General features: G+C 71.1%; 14 protein-coding genes and 1 riboswitch. Of the genes, 5 read left to right on the top strand and 9 right to left on the bottom strand.

The window, feature by feature from the left end; genetic code table 11:
- Window positions 1-28 precede the first annotated feature (28 nt).
- From ACFWI4_RS22830 to hisC, 6 genes are all read right to left on the bottom strand, one after another.
- Window positions 29-1,078: a peptidoglycan DD-metalloendopeptidase family protein gene (locus ACFWI4_RS22830; protein ID WP_387199105.1), complete on the bottom strand. Its 1,050-nt coding sequence runs from the start codon at window positions 1,076-1,078 to the stop codon at window positions 29-31.
- Window positions 1,079-1,189: 111 nt separating this feature from the next.
- Window positions 1,190-2,938 (bottom strand): GAF domain-containing protein, encoded by a 1,749-nt coding sequence (locus tag ACFWI4_RS22825; RefSeq protein WP_387199102.1) that lies wholly within the window; start codon window positions 2,936-2,938, stop codon window positions 1,190-1,192.
- Window positions 2,939-3,097: 159 nt separating this feature from the next.
- The gene (gene cydD, locus ACFWI4_RS22820) at window positions 3,098-6,631 is read right to left on the bottom strand and encodes a thiol reductant ABC exporter subunit CydD (protein WP_387199099.1); all 3,534 of its coding nucleotides are present in this window, start codon (window positions 6,629-6,631) and stop codon (window positions 3,098-3,100) included.
- Between the two features lie 60 nt (window positions 6,632-6,691).
- Window positions 6,692-7,699 carry a cytochrome d ubiquinol oxidase subunit II gene (gene cydB / locus ACFWI4_RS22815; protein ID WP_385397634.1) on the bottom strand — a complete coding sequence of 336 codons (1,008 nt, stop codon included), beginning with the start codon at window positions 7,697-7,699 and terminating at the stop codon, window positions 6,692-6,694.
- Between the two features lie 20 nt (window positions 7,700-7,719).
- Window positions 7,720-9,219, bottom strand: a complete 1,500-nt coding sequence (locus ACFWI4_RS22810) for a cytochrome ubiquinol oxidase subunit I (RefSeq protein WP_385397632.1) — start codon at window positions 9,217-9,219, stop codon at window positions 7,720-7,722.
- A 378-nt stretch (window positions 9,220-9,597) separates the two neighbouring features.
- Complete coding sequence (gene hisC / locus ACFWI4_RS22805; RefSeq protein ID WP_385397630.1) at window positions 9,598-10,677, bottom strand: histidinol-phosphate transaminase; 1,080 nt, start codon at window positions 10,675-10,677, stop codon at window positions 9,598-9,600.
- A 389-nt stretch (window positions 10,678-11,066) separates the two neighbouring features.
- On the opposite strand from hisC, the gene ACFWI4_RS22800 reads away from it, so the two are divergent.
- The 3 genes from ACFWI4_RS22800 to ACFWI4_RS22790 all read left to right on the top strand — a co-directional run bounded on the left by ACFWI4_RS22800 (window position 11,067) and on the right by ACFWI4_RS22790 (window position 14,568).
- On the top strand, window positions 11,067-12,179 hold the full coding sequence (locus ACFWI4_RS22800; protein WP_385397628.1) for a LacI family DNA-binding transcriptional regulator: 1,113 nt from the start codon (window positions 11,067-11,069) through the stop codon (window positions 12,177-12,179).
- Window positions 12,180-12,366: 187 nt separating this feature from the next.
- On the top strand, window positions 12,367-13,524 hold the full coding sequence (locus ACFWI4_RS22795; protein ID WP_387199125.1) for a metallophosphoesterase: 1,158 nt from the start codon (window positions 12,367-12,369) through the stop codon (window positions 13,522-13,524).
- 180 nt (window positions 13,525-13,704) lie between these two features.
- Window positions 13,705-14,568 (top strand): hypothetical protein, encoded by an 864-nt coding sequence (locus tag ACFWI4_RS22790; RefSeq protein WP_387199094.1) that lies wholly within the window; start codon window positions 13,705-13,707, stop codon window positions 14,566-14,568.
- Window positions 14,569-14,650: 82 nt separating this feature from the next.
- Here the strand turns inward: ACFWI4_RS22790 and ACFWI4_RS22785 are convergent, their stop codons facing one another.
- On the bottom strand, window positions 14,651-16,099 hold the full coding sequence (locus tag ACFWI4_RS22785; protein WP_387199091.1) for a VWA domain-containing protein: 1,449 nt from the start codon (window positions 16,097-16,099) through the stop codon (window positions 14,651-14,653).
- Window positions 16,096-17,040, bottom strand: a complete 945-nt coding sequence (locus tag ACFWI4_RS22780; protein ID WP_387199088.1) for a LysR family transcriptional regulator — start codon at window positions 17,038-17,040, stop codon at window positions 16,096-16,098. The genes ACFWI4_RS22785 and ACFWI4_RS22780 overlap by 4 nt, the downstream gene beginning before the upstream one ends.
- Before the next feature lie 188 nt (window positions 17,041-17,228).
- Here ACFWI4_RS22780 and ACFWI4_RS22775 point away from each other — a divergent pair, with 188 nt between their 5' ends.
- Window positions 17,229-17,624 (top strand): VOC family protein, encoded by a 396-nt coding sequence (locus ACFWI4_RS22775; RefSeq protein WP_385397620.1) that lies wholly within the window; start codon window positions 17,229-17,231, stop codon window positions 17,622-17,624.
- Between the two features lie 97 nt (window positions 17,625-17,721).
- Here the strand turns inward: ACFWI4_RS22775 and thiC are convergent, their stop codons facing one another.
- Window positions 17,722-19,542 (bottom strand): phosphomethylpyrimidine synthase ThiC, encoded by a 1,821-nt coding sequence (gene thiC, locus ACFWI4_RS22770; RefSeq protein ID WP_387199085.1) that lies wholly within the window; start codon window positions 19,540-19,542, stop codon window positions 17,722-17,724.
- Window positions 19,535-19,691: riboswitch (TPP riboswitch) on the bottom strand. (Overlaps the previous gene by 8 nt.)
- Window positions 19,692-19,762: 71 nt before the next feature.
- Here thiC and ACFWI4_RS22765 point away from each other — a divergent pair.
- On the top strand, window positions 19,763-21,304 hold the full coding sequence (locus ACFWI4_RS22765; protein WP_387199082.1) for a YibE/F family protein: 1,542 nt from the start codon (window positions 19,763-19,765) through the stop codon (window positions 21,302-21,304).
- Window positions 21,305-21,369 lie beyond the last annotated feature (65 nt).

The following is a 21,369-nucleotide window of genomic DNA, read 5'->3' as shown; positions in this document are numbered from 1 at the left end:
TCCCTCCGGAGGGCCTCGCGCCGCGGCGCTAGACGACGACCCCGTGCTCCGCCAGCCACGGCACCGGGTCGATCGCCGATCCCATCTCCGGCGTCACCCGCACCTCGAAGTGCAGATGCGGGCCGGTGGAGTTGCCGCTCGTGCCCGACTGCCCGATCCACTCCCCGGTCGAGACCCGCCGGCCCTGGTCGACGGCGACGGCCGCGAGATGCGCGTACTGCGTGTAGTAGCCGCCGGGGTGCTCGATCACGACCTCGATCCCGAAGGCCCCGCCGCAGGACACCTTCACCACCCGGCCCGCCCCGACCGCACGGACCGGCGTGCCGATGGGCACCGCGAAGTCCTGCCCGGTGTGCCGGTGCGCCCAGTGCTCGCCCCCGCTGCCGAAGCCCGCGGACAGTTCGTACGTCTCCACCGGGGCGACCCACGCGCTGGTGAACGCCGTCTGCGGCTGGTCCAGACGCACCGCCCCCCGGCAGGAGCCGGCCGCGACGGAGGCGTCCGCCCGGCTCTGCAGCGCCGAGCGCGCCTCGTCGAGCCTGGCCTCGATGGTCCGCTTGATCGCGGCGAGATCCTCGGTCCGCCTCTCCAGCGCCTGCCACGCGGACCGGGCCTTCGCCTCGTCCACGGCGAGCCGGCCCTCGGCACGCCTGCTTCTCGCGACGGCACCGGCGACGGCCAGATCGGCCCGCCGCACCGCCTGCTGACCGCGCATCAGACCGTCGGGGTCCTTCGCGAACAGGATCTGCGCCGTGTACGGCAGCCCGCCGCCCTGCCGGTACTGGGCGCGCACGATCCGCCCCAGGTCCTCGTGCAGGACGGAGATCTCCTGCCGCTCCTGCACGAGCCGGCCCTCGGCCCGCTCCGCCCGGCCGCGCTGCGCCTCGGCGTCCTGCCGTCCCGCCTCGTACTGTCCCGTCGCCACGGAGGCGTCCTCGTACAGCTTCGCCACCTGGGCGCTGATGTCGAGGTCCGCGCCGTCGCCGTCCCCGTCGGCCGCCGCCGGCCGGGCCGCGAGGACGACGAGCACGGACAGCAGGGCGGGAACGAGGAGGGGATGGCGGCGAGATGAGCGCATGTCAGCGATCGTGGCCCGTGCGCCCGGACCCGGCCCGTTCAAGGGGTGCACCCGGGGGACAGGACGTCACGAATGGCCCAGCACGCGAACGGATGGTCCGCGCAAGGGGGTTCAGCGCGGCACCTGCCACACCACCGTCGTGCCGCCGCCGTCGGGGCCGATCCCCGGGCCGTACCAACTCGCGCCGCCCAGCGACTCGGCACGGCGGCTCAGGTTCCTCAGGCCGCTGCGCCGGCCGCCTTCGGGGATGCCCACACCGTCGTCCGCGACGGCGAGGCGCACGCCCGGCCGCCCGTCCGGCAGCGGGAAGCCGGCGTCCACGGAGACCTCGATCCGGGAGGCCCCCGCGTGCCGGAAGGCGTTGGAGAGGGCTTCGCGCAGCGCGGCGATGAGGTTCTTGGCGGTGAGTTCGCCGACCGCCGTGTCGACGGGACCGGCGAAGTGGTGCCCGGGGTGGAACCCGAGGGGCACGGCGGCCATGTTGATCTCGCGCAGGACGCGGGTGCTCAGCCCGGACGGCGACTCGGCGGGACCCTGCCGGAGCGCGAAGATCGCGGTGCGGATCTCCTGGATGGTGACGTCGAGTTCGTCGACGGCCTTGCCGACCCCCCGCGCCACCTCGGGCACGGTCGACCGGCGCTGCGCGCTCTCCAGCATCATCCCGGTGGCGAACAGCCGCTGGATGACGAGGTCGTGCAGGTCACGGGCGATCCGGTCGCGGTCCTCGTAGACTGCGAGCCGTTCCCGGTCGCGTTGGGTCTCGGCCATCATCAGCGCCAGGGCCGCCTGCGAGGCGAACTGCGCCGCGACGGTCCGCTCGGTCCCGGTGAACTGGCGCCCGTCGCGCGAGCGCGGGGTGAGCAGCGCGCCGAGCACCCGGCCGTCGCTCTCCAGGGGGAGCATCATGACGGGCCCGTAGGCGTGGGTGAGATCGGTGCGCATCCGCGGGTCGGCGGACGCGTCCGCCACGAACACCGGCCGTCCGTCGCGGAGTTCGGCGACCAGTTCGCTCTCCGGCGGGACGATCACACCGAGCAGCTCCGACGGGTGCTCCGAGGCCACCGCGACGACCTCCAGGCCGCCCTCGTCGGTGGCCAGCAGCACCAGCCCGGCCGCGGCGCCGGAGAGCCGGCGGGCCTGTTCCGCGACGGCTTGCAACACCTCCTCGGCGTCGCCGCCCGCCAGCAGCGCGGTGGTGACGGCCACCGAGCCGTCGATCCAGCGCTCACGCTGCTTCGCCGCCTCGTACAGCCGGGTGTGGCCGATGGAGATGCCGGCCTCCGTGGCGAGCACCCGGAGCATGTCGAGGTCGTCGTCGTCGAAGGGGCCGCCGCCTCGCTTCTCCGTGAGGTAGAGGTTCCCGAAGATCTCCCCCTGCACCCGGATCGGCACCCCGAGGAAGCTGCGCATCGGCGGATGGCCGGCCGGGACCCCGCAGGAGCGCGGATCCTCGGTCAGGTCGGCCAGGCGCACCGGATCGGGTTCGCGGATGAGCGCGCCCAGCAGCCCCTTGCGGCCGTCGGGCCGCCGCCCGATCCGGCGGGCGGTCTCCTCGTCGACGCCGTACTGGACGAACTCCGCGAGGCCCTCCCCGCTCTCGTCCACGACGCCGATGGCCGCGTAGCGGGCCTGGGTGAGTCCGGCCGCGGTCTCGCAGATCCGGTCCAGCTTGGAGCGCAGCTCCAGCCCCGATCCGACCGACCGCACGGCCTCCAGCAGCCGCGGGATCCGTGCGGCGGACGCGCCGGACGGCCCGGCGGGGGTGCGGTCCGCCCGCGCCGTCGTGCCGGGGTCGTCGCCGCCGTGGTCGTCGCCGGGATCGTCGCCCCCGGGGTCGGGGGAGCCCCTCGCCGCTGCCATGCGTCGAGCCTAATAAGTCCCTTTTACAGGGGAAAGTCGGGCCGTGGGTCGGAGTGGGGTCAGCGGCCGTACGGTGCCGAGCCCGGGGACCGCCGCGCGCGGCCCCCGCGCCCCACACCTCGGAGCACCTCGGAGCACCTCAGGACGCCTCGGCGTGCCTCAGGAGGCCACCGCCCGCACCAGCAGGTCCGCCGCGGTCTCCCGTTCCGCCATCTCCCGCAGGGGCCCCTCGACCGCCGACAGCTCCGCGAACGTCCCGCGCTGGACCACGCGTCCGTGCGCCAGCACGATCACCTCGTCCACCGCGTCGAGCCCGGCCAGCCGGTGGGTGATCAGCAGGGTCGTACGGCCCTCCGTCGCGGCCAGCAGATCCGCCGTGAGCGCGTCGGCCGTCGGCAGGTCGAGATGCTCCGCCGGTTCGTCGAGCACGAGCACGGGGAACCCGGCGAGCAGCGCGCGGGCCAGTGCGAGCCGCTGGCGCTGGCCGCCGGACAGCCGTGCCCCGTGTTCTCCGATCAGGGTGTCGAGTCCGTCGGGCAGCCCGTCCACCCAGTCGAGGAGGCGGGCCCGCCTCAGCGCGTCGCGCAGCGCGGCCTCGGTGGCGTCCTTGCGGGCGAGCAGCAGGTTCTCGCGCACGCTGCTGTCGAAGAGGTGCGCGTCCTGGGCGCAGAGCCCGACCATCCGGCGTACGGCGTCCCCTTCCAGCCCGGACGCGTCCGTCCCGCCCAGGGTGTACGTCCCCGCCCGCGGGTCGAGGAACCGCAGCAGCACCTGTGCGAGGGTCGTCTTGCCTGCTCCGGACATGCCGACCACGGCGATCCTGCGGCCCTCTTCGAGGGTGAGGTCGAGTCCGGCCAGCGCGTCCCGGTCCGCTCCGGCGTGCCGGGCCCGGAGTCCGGACACCCGGAGCGGGAACGGCGAAGCGGGCGCCGGGAGCGGCCTCTCCGGCTCGCGTACGGGATCGGGGGCGTCCAGTACCTCGTACACACGCTCGGCGCTCTTGCGCACCCGCTGCCGGTACTGGACGGCGAGCGGCAGGCCCATGACGGCCTCGAACGCGGCGAGCGGGGTGAGGACGAGGACGGCCATGAGGACGCCGTGCAGCCTCCCCGCGGCGACCGCCTGGGCGCCGACGACGGCCGTGGCCGCGACGGTGAGTCCGCAGACGAGGGCCGTGAGTCCGTCGCCGAGGGCGGTCGCGGTGGCTGCCCGGGACGCGATGCCCGTGAGGACGCCGTCGGCCTGCCGCGCCTTCGCGGTACGGGCGGGCAGCGCGCCCGCGACAGTCAGTTCGGCGGTCCCGGTGAGCAGGTCGGCCACCTGGGTCGCCAACTCGCCGCGCGCGGGAGCCAGCCTTCGCTCGGCCCGCCGCGCCACGGCGCCGGTCACCAGGGGGACTCCGGCACCGGCCGCCAGCAGCCCGGCGGCGAGGACGGCCCCGGCCTCGGGCAGGAGCCAGGCGGTGAACCCGACGGAGGCGGCGGAGACCAGGGCCGCGGCTCCGGCCGGCAGGAGCCAGCGCAGCCAGTAGTCCTGCAAGGTGTCCACGTCCGCGACGAGCCGCGACAGCAGGTCGCCGCGCCGTGTGGTCCGCAGTCCGGCGGGTGCGAGCCGTTCCAGACGCCGGTAGACGGCCACGCGGGTGTCGGCCAGCATCCGCAGCACGGCGTCGTGCGACACGAGCCGCTCCGCGTACCGGAACACCGCCCGTCCGATGCCGAACGTCCGGGTGGCCGTCACCGCGACCATCAGATAGAACACCGGCGGCTGCTGGGAGGCCCGGGAGATGAGCCATCCGGAGGTCGCCATGAGGCCGACGGCGCTCCCGAGCGCGAGGCCGCCGAGGAGCAGGGCCAGCGCCAGCGGGCGCCTCCGGGGAGCCGCCGTCGCCCGGACGCGGGCGAGCACACCGCTCCGGCCAGAGGAGGGCGCGGCGCCCGCTTCGGCGTCCGCGGGGTGCGTGCTCCGCGGCTCCGTCTCCTGGGGAGGCCGGGTGTGCGACGGCTCCGTGAGACCGGGGCCGGCGGCCTCGGGCGCCGGGCGGGGCGCTCCGACGACCGGGGCCTCCAGGCGGACCACGCGGTCCGCGACGTCCAGCAGGGCCGGCCGGTGCACGACCAGCAGGACGGTCCGTCCCACGGCCAGCCGCCGGACCGCCGCGACGACCTCGGCCTCGGTCGCGCCGTCGAGCGAGGCCGTCGGCTCGTCCAGGAGCAGCACGGGCCGGTCCGCGAGGAACGCCCGCGCGAGGGCCAGGCGCTGGCGCTGGCCGGCCGAGAGTCCGGCGCCGTCCTCGCCGATGACCGTGTCGGCTCCGGCGGGCAGCGCGTCGACGAACTCCGCCGCACCGGCGTCGACGAGGGCCCGGCGCAGCGCGGTGTCGTCCGCGTCGGGCCGTGCCAGCCGTACGTTCTCGGCGATGGAACCGGCGTACAGATGGGGGCGTTGCGGCACCCAGGCGATCCGTGAGCGCCACTGCGTGAGGTCGGCGTCGGCCAGGTCGGCTCCCCCGGCCAGGACACGGCCGGAGGTGGGCTCGGCGAAGCCGAGCAGGACGTTCAGGAGCGTCGACTTGCCCGCGCCGCTGGGGCCGACGAGGGCGACCGTCTCACCGGGTTCGACCGTGAAGGAGACGTCCGAGACCGCGTCCGTGGAGCGTCCCGGGTAGCGCACGCTCACGCCCTCGAAGGAGACCGGTCCCGCGGGCATCGGCAGCGAGAGCGAACCCGCCCTCGGTGCCGGGGTCTCCAGCACCTCGAAGATCGCCTCGGCGGCGGCGAGTCCCTCGGCGGCCGCGTGGTACTGGGCGCCCACCTGTCGCAGCGGCAGATAGGCCTCGGGTGCCAGCACCAGGATGACGAGCCCCGTGTACAGGTCCAGCTCGCCCCGGACGAGCCGCATTCCGATGGTCACCGCGACCAGGGCCACCGAGATGGTGGCGAGCAGTTCCAGGGCGAAGGACGACAGGAAGGCGATCCGGAGCGTCCGCATGGTCGCCTGCCGGTACTGGCCGGTGATCTTCCGGATCGACTCGGCCTGTGCCTTGGCGCGGCCGAACACCTTGAGCGTGGGCAGTCCCGCGACGACGTCCAGGAAGTGCCCGGACAGGCGGGACAGCATCTGCCATTGACGGTCCATCTGGCTGCGCGTGGCCCAGCCGATCAGCACCATGAACAGGGGGATCAGCGGCAGCGTGCCGACGATGATCGCCGCCGAGACCCAGTCCTCGGTGACGATCCGCGCCAGTACGGCGGCCGGGACGACGAGCGCGAGCCCCAACTGGGGCAGGTAGCGGGAGAAGTAGTCGTCGAGCGCGTCGACGCCCCGGGTCGCGAGGGCGACCAGGGAACCGGTCCGCCGGCCGCTGAGCCAGCCGGGGCCGAGCGAGGCGGCCCGCTCCAGCAGTCGCCCTCTCAGCTCCGACTTCACCGCGGCGCTCGCGCGGTGCGCGGCGAGTTCGGTGAGCCAGGCGACCGCGGCGCGACCGAGCGCCACGGCCGTCAACAACATCAGGGGAGTGCGCAGTTCGGCGACGGAGAACCCGTGCTGGAAGGCGCCGACCACCACTTCGGCGATGAGCATCGCCTGGGCGATGACCAGGGCCGCTCCGGCGGCGCCCAGCCCCACGATCGCCACGAGGAAGAGGCGGGTGGCTCGGGCGTACCGAAGCAGGCGGTGATCGATTGGTTTCACGTGAAACACACCTTTGGCCCATCAGACACGTTTCACGTGAAACGTGCCGTTACATCGGATTCAGTGCGACACGTCCACGGCGATGTGGTGCGTGCCGATGCGCTTGCGGAACACCCAGTAGGTCCAGCTCTGGTAGAGCAGAACGATCGGTGTGGCGATCACGGCACACCAGGTCATGATCTTCAGGGTGTAGTGGCTCGACGAGGCGTTGGTGACCGTGAGGCTCCAGTCCGGGTTGAGCGAGGACGGCATGACGTCCGGGAAGAGCGAGAGGAAGAGCATCGCGACGGCCGCCACGATGGTGACCCCCGAGAGGATGAAGGCCCATCCCTCCCGCCCGGCGTTGACCATCGCCAGTGCCGCGACGAGGGCGACCACGGCCACGATCAGGGCGGCCAGCGAGGCCCCGTCACCGTTGTCGATCTGGGTCCAGATGAGGAAGACCAGCGCCAGCACCGCCGTCGCCAGACCGACTTGCAGCGCGAGCTTCCGGGACCGCTCCCGGATGTCCCCCACCGTCTTGAGCCCGACGAACACGGCGCCGTGGAAGGTGAACAGCGTGAGCGTCACCAGACCACCGAGGATCGAGTAGGGGTTGAGCAGGTCCCAGAAGTTGCCCACGTACTCGAAGTTCCGGTCGATCTTGACTCCGCGCACGATGTTCCCGAAGGCGACACCCCACAGGAACGCCGGGATCAGCGAGGTCCAGAAGATCGCCGTCTCCCAGTTGCGCTGCCAGTGCTCCTCGGGACGCTTCGCCCGGTACTCGAAGGCGACACCGCGCACGATCAGACAGACCAGGATGAGCAGCAGGGCCAGATAGAAGCCGGAGAAGAGGGTGGCGTACCACTCCGGGAAGGCCGCGAAGGTCGCGCCGCCCGCCGTGAGCAGCCACACCTCGTTGCCGTCCCACACGGGGCCGATCGTGTTGATCAGCACCCGCTTCTCGGTGCGGTCACGGGCCAGCAGCTTGGTGAGGATGCCGACCCCGAAGTCGAAGCCCTCCAGGAAGAAGTAGCCGATCCAGAGGATGGCGATGAGGACGAACCAGACGTCGTGAAGTTCCATGACTCAGCAGCTCCCTGAGCCTAGTAGGAGAAGGCCATCGGCTTGTCGGCGTCGCCGCCGATCCTGGTGGGCGGGTTGAGGTCGGACTCGGTGAGCTCGGGCGGGCCGGCCTTCACGTACTTCGCGAGCAGCTTGACCTCGATGACGGCGAGGATCGCGTAGATCAGCGAGTAGACGGTCAGCGAGGTGATGACCTCGCCCTGCGAGACGGTGGGGGAGACCGCGAAGCGGGTCTGGAGCACGCCGTAGACGACCCACGGCTGACGGCCCATCTCGGTGAAGATCCAGCCCCAGGAGTTGGCGATCAGCGGGAACGCCAGCGTCCAGATGGCGATGCGCCAGCCCCACTTGGTGAGGGTCGGGCCGAGGGCCTTGTTCTTGAACAGGACCAGGTGCGGTGCCTCGTCCTCGGCGACCCTGAGGTGCTGCGGCAGCATGAACTTCTTGCGGGTCAGCCAGAGTCCGACGACACCGATCGCGAAGGACGCCATGCCGAAGCCGATCATCCAGCGGAACGCCCAGAAGGTGACCGGGATGATGGGGCGGTAGTCGCCCGGACCGTACTTCTGCTGCTCGGCCTTGTTCGTGTCGTTGATGCCGGGGACGTACGAATTGAAGTCGTCGTTGGCGAGGAAGGACAGTATCCCCGGGATCGAGAGCTCGACGGTGTTGTGGCCCTTGCTGACGTCTCCGTAGGCGAAGATCGAGAAGGGCGCGGAGTCCTGGCCGTCCCACAGCGCCTCGGCGGCGGCCATCTTCATCGGCTGCTGTTTGAACATGACCTTGCCGAGGGTGTCGCCGCTGATCGCCGTGAGGAGACCGGCGATGACGACGGTGATGAGCCCGAGCCGCAGCGAGGTCTTCATGACGGCGACGTGCCGCTTGCGGGCCAGGTGGATGCCGGCGATGCCCACCATGAACGCGCCGCCGGTCAGGAAGGCGGCGGTCAGGGTGTGGAACGCCTGGGCGAGTGCGGTGTTCTGCGTCAGGACGTGCCAGAAGTCGGTGAGTTCCGCGCGCCCTCGCGCCTTGTTGATCCGGTAGCCGACCGGGTGCTGCATCCACGAGTTGGCCGCGAGGATGAAGTACGCCGACAGGACGGTGCCGATGGAGACCATCCAGATGCAGGCGAGGTGGAGCTTCTTCGGGAGTTTGTCCCAGCCGAAGATCCACAGCCCGATGAAGGTGGACTCGAAGAAGAAGGCGATCAGCGCCTCGAAGGCGAGGGGCGCCCCGAAGATGTCACCGACGAACCGCGAGTAGGCCGACCAGTTCATGCCGAACTGGAACTCCTGCACGATGCCGGTGACGACACCCATCGCGATGTTGATCAGGAAGAGCTTGCCCCAGAACTTGGTGGCCCTGAGGTACTTCTGATTCTCCGTACGAACCCAGGCGGTCTGCAGGCCGGCGACGAGCGCGGCGAGCGAGATCGTCAAGGGGACGAAGAAGAAGTGGTAGACGGTGATAATGCCGAACTGCCATCGCGCCATGGTTTCCGGCGCCAAAGCCAATTCCACGTCGTCAGTCTCCTTACGTCGCCGTGGTCACAGCGGCAGTGTGCCCGCTCAACAACAGACATCACGGGAGCAACAGGACACGCTTGTGAACGCGTTCACATTCACAAGCAAGTATGACGCATGCCCGTTCGAGGCAAGAGGGGTGGGGGGTCCCTAAACGGGGCCGAAGGGACCCGGCCCGCGGGGCCGGGCGGCCCCGGGCGGACACCAGCCTCCCGGACCCGCCCCCTCGCCGCTCACGCGCGACCCCACGCACGCCGAGGGGCCCGTACGCGTCGATCGCGTACGGGCCCCTCGGTCACCGGCTCACGGACGGACGCCACCACCTGGGGGGCGCCGGACAAGCGCGCTCCGGTGGGCAGTTGGTCCGCCGGACGGCTACAGCCCCTTGTGGAAGCTCTCGGTCGCCTTCAGGAAGATGTCGTTCGCCTCGGTCTCCCCGATGGTGACGCGGACGCCCTCACCGGCGAAGGGACGCACGACGACACCGGCCTGCTCGCAGTGCGCGGCGAAGTCGAGGGTGCGCTCCCCCAGCCGCAGCCACACGAAGTTGGCCTGCGTCTCGGGCACCGTCCAGCCCTGACCGCGCAGCGCGTCGACCACCCGGGTGCGCTCCGAGACCAGGGAGCCGACCCGGCCGATCAGTTCGTCCTCGGCGCGCAGGCTCGCCACGGCGGCGTCCTGGGCCAGCTGGCTCACGCCGAACGGCACCGCCGTCTTGCGCAGCGCGGCCGCCACCGGCTCGTGCGCGATCGCGAAACCGACCCGCAGTCCTGCCAGCCCGTACGCCTTGGAGAAGGTGCGCAGCACACAGACATTGGGCCGGTCACGGTAGATCTCCACACCGTCCGGGACCTCGACGTCACGGATGAACTCGCGGTACGCCTCGTCCAGGACGACCAGCACATCGCTCGGCACCCGGTCCAGGAACCGCTCCAGCTCGGCCCGGCGGACCACGGTGCCGGTCGGGTTGTTCGGGTTGCAGAGGAAAATCAGCCGGGTCCGCTCGGTGATGGCGTCGGCCATCGCGTCCAGGTCGTGCACCTCGCCCGGGGTCAGCGGCACCTGCACCGAGGTCGCCCCGCTGATCTGGGTGATGATCGGGTACGCCTCGAAGGACCGCCAGGCGTAGATGACCTCGTCGCCGGGGCCGCTCGTGGCCTGGAGCAGCTGCTGCGCGACACCGACCGAGCCGGTGCCGGTCGCCAGGTGGGAGACGGGGACGCCGAAACGGTCCGCCAGCTCGTTCATCAGCCCGGTGCACGCCATGTCCGGGTAACGGTTGAAGGAACCGGTCGCCGCGGTCAGGCTCTCGACCACACCGGGCAGCGGCGGGTACGGGTTCTCGTTGGAGGAGAGCTTGTACGCCACGGCTCCGCCGGCGGCGGCCGGCTTGCCGGGCTTGTAGGTGGGGATACCCGCCAGCTCGGCACGCAGCTTGGGGTTCGTGTCGCTCACCGCAGTCCTCCTCGTGACCACCAGCGGCTCATGACCACCACCGGCTACCAATGCTTCTCACCTTATGAGGATTCCGCGCCGCTGCGAATGGCCTGTGGACGTCGTCCTCGTACGAAGTCGTACGAAAGGGGGCGCGTCGACGGGTATCACATGCGCCGGTGGCTCGCGCCGTGGCGCGCATCCCTCGTACAGGTGAGTTGAGACCTCTTCGAGACATGGCCCGCTTGGCAGGCCCGCACGCGTCGACAAGTCACGTACTGGGATGAGATCACCCAACTGCCTTCTTTTCCAAGGAAGTTAGCGGCTATCGATCATGCAGAAACGTGCCTGTCAACGCGTGCATATGCGTCCGCACTACCCCACCGTATGAGCCCTACTATCGGCTCGCCATGACAGCAGCAGGGAAGCACCAGGTGAGCCGGGCGGAAACCTCCCGCCGAGGCGGTCGGCCGGGCCGGGCGGGCATCAGAGACGTGGCCGCGGCGGCGGGGGTCTCCATCACGACCGTGTCCGATGCCCTCAACGGCAAGGGGCGGCTCCCGGACGCCACCCGACGCCATGTCCGCGAAGTCGCCGACCGACTGGGCTATCGCCCCTCGGCCGCGGCCCGAACCCTCCGTACCGGCAAGTCGGGCCTGATCGGCCTGACCGTCACCACGTACGGGGATGAACCTTTCACCTTCACGGAGTTCGCCTACTTCGCGGAGATGGCCAGAGCCGCCACCTCGGCCGCGCTCGCCCGGGGATACGCCCTGGTCATCCTCCCGGCGACCTCCCGCCACGACGTGTGGTCGAACGTGGCCCTGGACGGAACCGTGGTCATCGACCCCTCCGACCAGGACCCGGTCGTCAGCGAGCTGGTCCGCCAGGGGCTGCCGGTCGTCTCCGACGGCCGGCCCGTGGGGTCGCTCCCGGTCACCGCCTGGGTGGACAACGACCACGAGGCCGCGGTCCTCGGCATCCTCGACCATCTGGCGGCCGCGGGCGCCCGGCGCATCGGCCTCCTCACCGGCACCACCACGGACACGTACACCCACCTCTCCACCACCGCGTACCTGCGCTGGTGCGAGCGGGTGGGCCAGGATCCGGTCTACGAGGCCTATCCGGCGCACGATCCGTGCGCCGGAGCCGTCGCCGCCGACCGGCTGCTCGCCCGGCCCGACCGTCCCGACGCCGTCTACGGTCTCTTCGACCCGAACGGCACCGATCTGCTGGCCGCCGCCCGCCGCTACGGTCTGCGCGTACCCGAGGACCTGCTGCTGGTCTGCTGCAGCGAGTCGACCGTCTACGCCAGCACCGAGCCGCCCGTCACGACCCTCTCCCTCAAACCGCGCAGAATCGGCACGGCTGTCGTCCAGCTGCTGATCGACGCGATCGAAGGGGTCGAATCGGACCAACCGGTCGAGCAGGTGATACCGACGGAGCTGATCGTGCGGACCTCCTCGCAGCGCCGACCGCCCCGGACGACGGTCAGCCCGCCCCGATCACCCGAGCAGGGCTGACGCCCGACCCGGATCGGGCGGGCCGAGCCCCGCCCAATTCGGGCAAAAACCGCGGTGAACTGGGCTCCTGTTCCGATTCACCACCCCTGGGTCATCACATGGCGCGATCCGCATTCCTATGATGGGCGGACGACACCGCGGGCCGCTGCGACCAGGCAGTCCGAACCGGTGCAGATGCGGCGCGATGGTGGTGGAGGGGTCGATGACTCAGGGGGCCGGTCAGGGACCCGAGGTGGTGCGGACGGCGACGTTGCGCGACTTCCGAGTGCCCGGTTACGTCCACGAGACCGGTCCGTATGCGCAGAACACGCCTCACGGCGAGGGCGCAGGACCCGTCGGCGAGAGCGCGGGGTACGCGTCGGGAGAAGCCTCCCCGTACGCGTCCGCCGAGGCTCCGCCGGAGTTCCCCGGAGAGTTCTCCGAGGGATACACGCCCACGCAGCGCGATCTGCCGGTCATCAACCGGGGTGACACCCAGCAGGTCGTCGTCGACCCGGCCGGCGCGCCCGCCCCCGCGACGGGCGCCGGACCCGGCCCGCTGTACGTCGTCGGGGACGTCCACGGCTACCTCGACCAGCTCCTCGACGCGCTCCGGGCCAAGGGCCTCGTCGACGCCGCCGGCAGCTGGTCGGCCGGCACCGCGCGGCTGTGGTTCCTCGGCGACTTCACCGACCGCGGCCCGGACGGCATCGGCGTCATCGACCTCGTGATGCGGCTCTCCGCCGAGGCGGCCGCGGCCGGGGGCTACTGCAAGGCGCTCATGGGCAACCACGAGCTGCTGCTCCTGGGCGCCAAGCGCTTCGGCGACACGCCCGTGAGCTCCGGCGCCGGCACCGCCACCTTCCAGGCCGCCTGGCTGCTCAACGGCGGCCAGAAGACGGACATGGACCGCCTCCAGGACCACCACCTCCAGTGGATGGCCCGCCTCGACGCCATGGAACTGGTCGACGGGCACCTTCTGGTGCACTCCGACACCACCGCCTACCTCGACTACGGCGACTCCATCGAAGCGGTCAACGACACCGTCCGCGAAACCCTCACGCGCAACGACGCCGAGGACTGCTGGGACCTGTTCCGCAAGTTCACCCGCCGCTTCGCCTTCCGCGACGACGGCGCCGACGCGGTCCGCGAACTGCTCGGCGCCTACGGCGGCACCCGCGTCGTCCACGGCCACAGCCCCATTCCCTATCTCCTGGGCGAGGTGCTCCCGGAGGACGGCGAGTCCGGAGCGGGCCCCGTCATCGAAGGACCGCACGTCTACGCCGACGGACTCGCCATCGCGATGGACGGCGGCGTGACCATGGCCGGAAAGCTGCTGGTCCAACAACTTCCGCTGGAAATCTGAGCGTTCACCGGACAGGCGTCCGGCGGCGGAGCACTCCGGGACAGGGGCCAATTTCTGGAAACCCCCTGTCACGGCGTGCCGTCACCGCTCTACCATCGGCTTATCCGTAGCAGGCTCCCCTCCGTTTCTGCCCAACGGCTCGTCAGCGTGCGAGCCACCAGCCCTACGGAGCATCGGGGGATGCAGATGAACAGCGTTCCGCAGCACCTGCTGAGCGAGGACCGCCAGGAATACGAGCGGATCCTCGATGAGGCGCTGCGCTCCGCCCCACACCGCCCGGAACTCGCCGCTGTCGGCCAGCGGCTCAACCTCGAACAACTGCGCACCATGGCGCTCAACGCCACGGCCCTCATCACGACGGCCGCGGCGGACGAGTACGCGCACTATGTGAAGATCCGCAGCGAACTGCGCCGCCCGGTGCGGTCCGCCCAGGCCCTGAGCGAGGAGACCGGCTCCGCGGAGCCGGACACGACCGCGATGGGTCTCGCCGCCACCGTCGGCGAGGTCACCGAGACCGCCGGCGCCGGCGCGGTCGCCGTCGTCGCGGTGCTCGCCCCGGTCCTCGCCGGGACGGCCGCGGTGATATTCCTGCTCGTCGGCTACGTCCTGAGGATGCTCAACCCCGAACCGGCCATCGCCAAGACCCTTCTGACCACCGGATGGGTCTTCGGCGGGGTCACGGCGGCCGCCATCCTGGTCGCCGCGGCCGGACTGCTGCTCACCGCGCTGCGCAACGGCTCGTCGTCCCTGCGGGCCGGAGCGGGCGACGAGCTGACCCAACAGGTCACCCGGGCCAAGGAAGCCTGGCGGGACGCCCTGCTGGAGCGGGGCATCCTGCCGTTCCTCAGGGAAGCCCTCGCGGACCCGGGCTCGGCGGCACTGGGCCGCCCCGCACCGGCCCCCAGCCGCATACCCCACCTCGGGTACGGCCGGCCGGGGTTCAGCAGCCCCGAGGGCGGGCCCGCGGCGGGCCCGCGTCCGAGCTTCTCCAGCCCGGACTTCACCAGCCCGGACTTCGGAGGACCTGAGCACCAGCCCGAGTGACCCGGCCGGCCGACGGCCGGGTCCGCGGCAGGAGAGGGCCCGCGCGGGCGCGCGGGCCCGCACACCGCTGCCGGGCGCCCCCTCAGACGATGCCCAGCCGCCGCGCCTCCTTCATCCACGAGGGGAACTCGGACAGCAGCCGGTCGTAGAGCTCCGGATCGGGTACGTCGCTGATGTCGTCGACGGCGAAGAAGCCCACGTTGTCGACGCGCCGGCCCGGCAGGGTGTCGAACCGCTCCAGAACGCCGTAGTTGGAGCGCCCCAGTCCCACGAACTGCCAGAAGACCGGCTCCTCCACCGCCTCCAGCAGCTCCTTCTCGATCTCCTTGTTGCGGTAGACACCGCCGTCGGAGAAGAACAGCACCAGCGTCGGATCGGCGGCCGGATGCTCGCGGACGTACGCGCGGACCTCGGCGATCACCTTCTGCTCCTCGTTCTGGATACCGACCGCCCGCATGTCCACCTGTCCCGGCAGCAGGCCCTTCCTCGGCTTCTTCCGCCGGAACAGGGTCAGCTCACCGACCCGGACGTGGAGCTCCAGCCAGTCCGGCAGATCCCCGAGGGCGAGGTCCGGCAGCCGGGCCGGGTTCGACGCGAAGGTCCACGCCTGCATCTCCCCGTCGTCGTCCAGCTGGGCCGCCACGGCGGCCATCCGCTCCACGACATCGGCCACGACCCCCTTGGAGTACAGGAACGACATCGATCCGGAGGCGTCCAGGACCAGGATGACGCGGGCCCTGACGCCCACGGCCCCGTGCTTGCGCAGGCTGACCGCCACCTGCTCCTTGCGCAGGGAGAGCCGCTTGCGCATGTCCACGGGCAACCGCTCCTCCCCCTTCACGAGCCGGGGAGCCGACCCGGCGGCGGGGGCGGGAGCGGGTGCCTGGACCGGGGGTGCCTGGACCGGGGGTGCCGGGGGAACCGGCGGGGGCGGGGGCGTCGGTGACACCGTTCCCGCGGCGGCGCTCCTCGGGTCCGTGCCCGCGGGGGCGCCCGGCTCCTCGTCCACGCTGATCCCGAAGTCGGTGGCCAGGCCCGCGAGCCCGGAGGCGTACCCCTGGCCGACCGCGCGGAACTTCCACCGATCGCCCCGCAGGTACAGCTCACCGCCGATGAAGGCCGTCTCCGTCGTCGCCTCCATGTCGAAGAACGCCAGCTCCTCGCCGGTCCCGGCGTCGAACAGCCTCAGTCTCAGCCCCGACAGCTCGCCGAAGGTGCCCCCGTCGGCGGAGGCGCCCAGGACCACCCGCTGGATCTCCGGCTCCAGGGCGCCCAGATCCACCTCGACGGTGTCCGTCGTCCCGCCGCCCTCGCGCCGCTTGCCCGAGTGACGCACGGCCCCCGAGACGTGCCGGGGCTGGTTGTAGAAGACGAAGTCACCGTCGTCGCGCACCCGGCCGTCCGCGCGGAGCAGCAGGGCCGAGGCGTCGGCGTCCGGCGCTCCGGGGCCCCCGGACCAGCCGAGTACGACCCGCACCTGCCGTGCGGCAACGGGAAGGTTGGCGCCCTTGCTCATCGATGTCGGTGTCATGGGCCCAGTCTCCCCGGAGAAGCCGCCGGAGGATCCGAACGGTAGGCGTGCGGGTGGGGCGGGTCGGCCGCGTCCGTCGCGGCCCGTACGAAGGCACGCAGCCGCTCGCTGGTGTTGCCCTCCCTCCACACGAGTCCCCGTTCGATCGGCTGTGCGTCGTGGAGGGGGACGTAGGCGACGTCGGGCCGTGGGTAGTACTGGCGGGAGTGTTCACCGACCGGGAGGACGCCCCGGCCCATCGCGACCAGCGACAGCATCTCGGAGAAGGACCCGCCGGCCGGACCCTTGGGAACGGGTCTGCCCGAGGGGGTGTGATCCGGTGTGCGGTCGCGCTTGAATCCGGCGGAGGTGACCTCGGGGTACTGCACCACGGGATGGTCCGCGAGCACCTCTAGGGACAGCCGCTCCTCTCCGGCCAGCGGATGACCGGCCGCGACGGCCAGGACTCTTCTCTCACGCAGCAGGGCGGGCCCGCGGGCCATGCCGTCGAACGGGAACGAGGCGAGCAGCACGTCGATCGAGCCGTCCACCAGACTCGCCCGGGAGTTGGACAACTGGACCTCCCGCACGTCGACCCGACAGTCGGGGTGCCGCTCACCGAACAGGGCGACGGCCTTGAGGAGTGCGGGTGCCGTCCACTCGCCGAGGAAGGCGACCCGCAGTTCTCCGGTGACGCCCAGGGCGGCATCGGCCGCCCTGCGCAGCGCCGCTTCCATCCCGGCGGCCAGGGGTGCCAGCTCGTCCGCCAGCTGCCGGCCGACCGGGGTGAGCCGCACGGAGCGGCTGGTGCGTTCGAACAGCAGGCCGCCGACCCTGCGCTCGATCGCCTTGATCACCTGGCTGACCCGTCCGGTCGTGATCCGCAGACGCTCGGCGGTCCTGCCGAAGTGCAGTTCCTCGGCCAGCGTCAGAAACGTCTCGGTCTCCAGTCGTTCCAGCATGAATCCCCCGTCGTTAAATCTGGCTCAACAGTCGTGCAGCGATCATGTCTTGATGGCATCCGTCCCGCGGCGGATCGTAGAAGGCGTCGGCACGGCCCGGGGGACGGATCGGGGCGTGGCCGTGCCGACGTGATCGACCCCGCCCCGTTCAGCGCGTGGCCCCGCCACGCCGTCGACCTGGAGACGACATGACCACCGTGCGCGTGAAGGCCTTCGACCACCTGGTCCTCAACGTCCAGGACGTCGAGCGGTCCCTGGCCTTCTACACCGGACTCCTCGGCCTGGAGCCCGTGCGCGTCGCCGAATGGCGGCGCGGCCAGGCGCCGTTCCCGTCGGTGAGGATCACCGCGGAGACCATCATCGACCTGGTGGCACATGCCCCCGAGGGGTCCAACGTCGACCACATCTGCCTCACCGTGGAGCCGCTGGACTGGGACCAGGTCATCGCGTCCGGGACCTTCACCGTGCTCGAAGGACCCGTGCAGCGCTACGGCGCACGCGGCAGCGCCACCTCGGTCTACGTCCAGGACCCGGACGGGAACACCGTCGAGCTGCGCTGGTACCCGCAGGACGCAACGCCGTGACCGTGCCGGGGCGGGCCGGGCCGCGCCATGGCGGTGCCGTGGGGCGGCGGCCCGGGTGGACCTCCCGGGCCGCGCCCCCGGCCACCTGTGGAGCGACTCAGTCGGCCAGTGGCAGGTACACGCGGTTGCCCGCCTCCGCGAACTCCCGGGACTTCTGCAGCATGCCCTCGGAGATCTCCTCTGCGGAGGCGCCCTCGGCCACTCCGCCGCCGAACCGCTCGTTGATGTCCTGGCTGATCTTCATCGAGCAGAACTTCGGCCCGCACATGGAGCAGAAGTGGGCCGTCTTGGCGGGCTCGGCCGGCAGCGTCCGGTCGTGGAACTCCCGTGCCGTGTCCGGGTCGAGGGCCAGATTGAACTGGTCCTCCCACCGGAACTCGAAGCGGGCGTCGGAGAGGGCGTCGTCCCATTCCTGCGCACCCGGGTGGCCCTTGGCGAGATCGGCCGCATGGGCGGCGATCTTGTAGGTGATGACGCCGGTCTTGACGTCGTCACGATCGGGCAGGCCCAGGTGCTCCTTGGGCGTGACGTAGCAGAGCATGGCCGTGCCCCACCAGGCGATCATCGCGGCACCGATGCCGGACGTGATGTGGTCGTACGCGGGCGCGACGTCCGTCGTCAGCGGGCCGAGGGTATAGAACGGAGCTTCATCACAGATCTCCTGCTGAAGGTCGATGTTCTCCTTGATCTTGTGCATCGGGACATGGCCCGGGCCTTCGATCATCGTCTGGACCTGAAAACGCTTCGCGACCTTGTTGAGTTCCCCGAGCGTCCTCAACTCCGCGAACTGCGCGGCGTCGTTGGCGTCGGCGATGGAACCCGGCCGCAGCCCGTCGCCCAGCGAGTAGGTGACGTCGTACGCGGCGAGGATCTCGCAGAGCTCCTCGAAGTTCTCGTACAGGAACGACTCCTCGTGGTGCGCGAGGCACCAGGCGGCCATGATCGATCCACCGCGCGAGACGATGCCCGTCTTGCGGTTCGCGGTGAGCGGTACGTACGCCAGGCGCACGCCCGCGTGGACCGTCATGTAGTCCACGCCCTGCTCGGCCTGCTCGATGACGGTGTCCTTGTAGATCTCCCAGGTCAGTTCCTCGGCGCGGCCGTCGACCTTCTCCAGTGCCTGATAGAGCGGCACGGTCCCGATGGGGACGGGGGAGTTGCGCAGCACCCACTCGCGTGTGGTGTGGATGTTGCGGCCGGTGGACAGGTCCATGACCGTGTCCGCGCCCCAGCGGGTCGCCCAGGTCATCTTCTCGACCTCCTCCTCGATGGAGGAAGTGACCGCGGAATTGCCGATGTTGGCGTTGACCTTCACCAGGAACCGCTTGCCGATGATCATCGGCTCGATCTCCGGGTGGTTGACGTTCACCGGCAGCACCGCCCGGCCTGCGGCGATCTCCTCCCGTACGACCTCGGGGGCGACGTTCTCGCGGACCGCCACGAACTCCATCTCGGGGGTGATCTCACCGCGTCGCGCGTAGGCGAGCTGGGTGACCGGCTGCCCGGGACGCCCACGGCGGGGCTGACGGGGCCGGCCGGGGAAGACCGCGTCGAGATTGCGCAGTCCTCCGCGTGGGGCCGTGTGCTTGATCCCGTCGTCCTCGGGACGGACGGGACGGCCCGCGTACTCCTCGGTGTCTCCGCGGCCGATGATCCAGTTCTCGCGCAACGGGGCCAGCCCCCTGCGCACATCGGTGTCGACGGCCGGATCGGTGTACGGCCCCGAGGTGTCGTACAGCGTCACGGACTGCCCGTTGGTGAGGTGCACCTGGCGAACCGGCACCCGCAGATCGGGGCGCGTGCCCCCGACGTACGCCTTGTGCCAGCCGATGGACCGTCCGTCCTGGCCGTTCGCAGACGCCGGGGAGACCCCGTCCGTCCGGCCGAAGGCAGGCGTGCGTACATCCTTGTCGGTCATGAGACCTACTCCCTACGCCGGCATTACCCGGTAACAGGTTCAGCGGTCGACGCAGCGGCTTCCGATCGCCGATGTTTCATGTGAAACATCGCGAAGACGGAGGTCAGCGCCCTCTCAGCCCGGTGCTCCGAGCTCCCGCGTGTGCAAAGGTGCCTCCACGCTAGCGTCATGTCTGGCGCGGTGAACAGAGGGCCCTTGACGTTCTTGCGATGATCGGGCGGTGACCACGACCCGGCAGCATCCGTTCCCTCCGCCCGAGCCACCGCGGCGTCCCGGCTCCGACGGCGGCCGCGGGCAGGGCCCCGGCAGCGGGCACGGGCCGGGGCACGAACACGGTCCGGAGCACGGCCGAGGACACGGACACGGGCCGGAGAACGATCACCACGGTTCCGAGGACGGCCACGACCACGGTCCGGGTCCGCGGCGCGGGCGCGACGAGCCCGCGAACGCCGGGCACGGGCACGGGCATTCCCACAGTCACGGCCCCGCCGCACCGGTCTCCCGGCATCTGCGCAAGGTCATCGCCGCGGTGCTGATCCCCTTCGCGGCCGCGGTCGTCGTGGGGCTCGTGGTGCTGTGGCCCGGCGGCGCTCCGGCCCACGAGCGCACCGGTGTCGGCTTCGACCGGCAGACCCAGCAGGCGACCGTCACGAAGATCGACCAGGTGGACTGCAAGTCCGTGAACGCCTCTTCGGCGGGCTCGCTGGGCGACACCTCAGGCACCGGGGGCTCGGCCGCCCGGCGCGGGACGGCGGGGGACTGCAAGAAGGCCACAGTCCGGGTCGACACCGGGAAGGACAAGGGCCGCACGTTCACCGAGATCGTCCAGCCGGACCAGTCACGGCAGTTGCACCAGAGCGAGAAGGTCGTCGTCGCCTACGAGCCCTCCGCCCCCAAGGACCTCCAGTACTCGGTCACGGACGCGAACCGGAAGCTGCCCCTGACACTGCTCGCCGTGATCTTCGCCCTGGTCGTCGTGGTGATCGGGCGGATGCGCGGAGTCATGGCGCTGGTCGCCCTGGCCATCAGCTTCATGATCCTGAACTTCTTCATCCTGCCCGCGATCCTTCAGGGCTCGAACCCGCTGCTCGTGGCCGTCGTGGGATCCAGCGCGATCATGCTGATCGCGCTCTACATGTGTCACGGCCTGTCGGCCCGGACCTCCGTGGCGGTGGTCGGCACCCTGCTGTCCCTGATGCTGATCGGTCTCCTGGGCTCGTTCTTCATCGACTGGGCCCTGCTGACCGGCAACACCGACGACAGCACCGGCCTGATCCACGGTCTGTTCCCGTCCATCGACATGAGCGGTCTGCTGCTGGCCGGTGTCATCATCGGTTCGCTCGGCGTCCTGGACGACGTGACGGTGACGCAGACGTCCGCGGTCTGGGAGCTGCACGAGGCGAACCCCACGATGGGCTGGCGCGGGCTGTACCGCGCGGGCATCCGCATCGGCCGCGACCACATCGCCTCGGTCGTCAACACCCTCGTCCTGGCCTACGCGGGCGCCGCGCTGCCACTGCTGCTGCTCTTCTCGATCGCGCAGAGCAGCGTGGACACGGTCGCCAACAGCGAACTGGTCGCGGAGGAGATCGTGCGCACGCTGGTCGGATCGATCGGGCTGGTGGCGGCCGTGCCGGTGACGACCGCGCTGGCCGCCCTGGTGGTCGCCGCGGACCGCGACGGCGGTGCGACGGTCCCCGCCCAGGCCGCGGCCGCCAGGACCCCGGCACGCAGCGGGAAGGGACGACGCCGCAAGCACTGACCGCCGCCGGGAAGCGCTGAAACCATCCTGCTCCGGCGCACCGCGTGAGGAAGCGTTACTCCGCT

This window comes from Streptomyces sp. NPDC127038 (assembly GCF_042725875.1).
Lineage (GTDB): Bacteria > Actinomycetota > Actinomycetes > Streptomycetales > Streptomycetaceae > Streptomyces.
This window is presented reverse-complemented; position numbering and strand designations above follow the sequence as displayed.

Bases quoted from the DNA above. Each gene is read 5' to 3' on its own strand.
- ACFWI4_RS22830 (WP_387199105.1), bottom strand. From the start codon at position 1,078: ATGCGCTCATCTCGCCGCCATCCCCTCCTCGTTCCCGCCCTGCTGTCC.
- ACFWI4_RS22825 (WP_387199102.1), bottom strand. From the start codon at position 2,938: ATGGCAGCGGCGAGGGGCTCCCCCGACCCCGGGGGCGACGATCCCGGC.
- cydB (WP_385397634.1), bottom strand. From the start codon at position 7,699: ATGGAACTTCACGACGTCTGGTTCGTCCTCATCGCCATCCTCTGGATC.
- ACFWI4_RS22800 (WP_385397628.1), top strand. From the start codon at position 11,067: ATGACAGCAGCAGGGAAGCACCAGGTGAGCCGGGCGGAAACCTCCCGC.
- ACFWI4_RS22790 (WP_387199094.1), top strand. From the start codon at position 13,705: ATGCAGATGAACAGCGTTCCGCAGCACCTGCTGAGCGAGGACCGCCAG.
- ACFWI4_RS22785 (WP_387199091.1), bottom strand. From the start codon at position 16,099: ATGACACCGACATCGATGAGCAAGGGCGCCAACCTTCCCGTTGCCGCA.
- ACFWI4_RS22780 (WP_387199088.1), bottom strand. From the start codon at position 17,040: ATGCTGGAACGACTGGAGACCGAGACGTTTCTGACGCTGGCCGAGGAA.
- ACFWI4_RS22775 (WP_385397620.1), top strand. From the start codon at position 17,229: ATGACCACCGTGCGCGTGAAGGCCTTCGACCACCTGGTCCTCAACGTC.
- thiC (WP_387199085.1), bottom strand. From the start codon at position 19,542: ATGACCGACAAGGATGTACGCACGCCTGCCTTCGGCCGGACGGACGGG.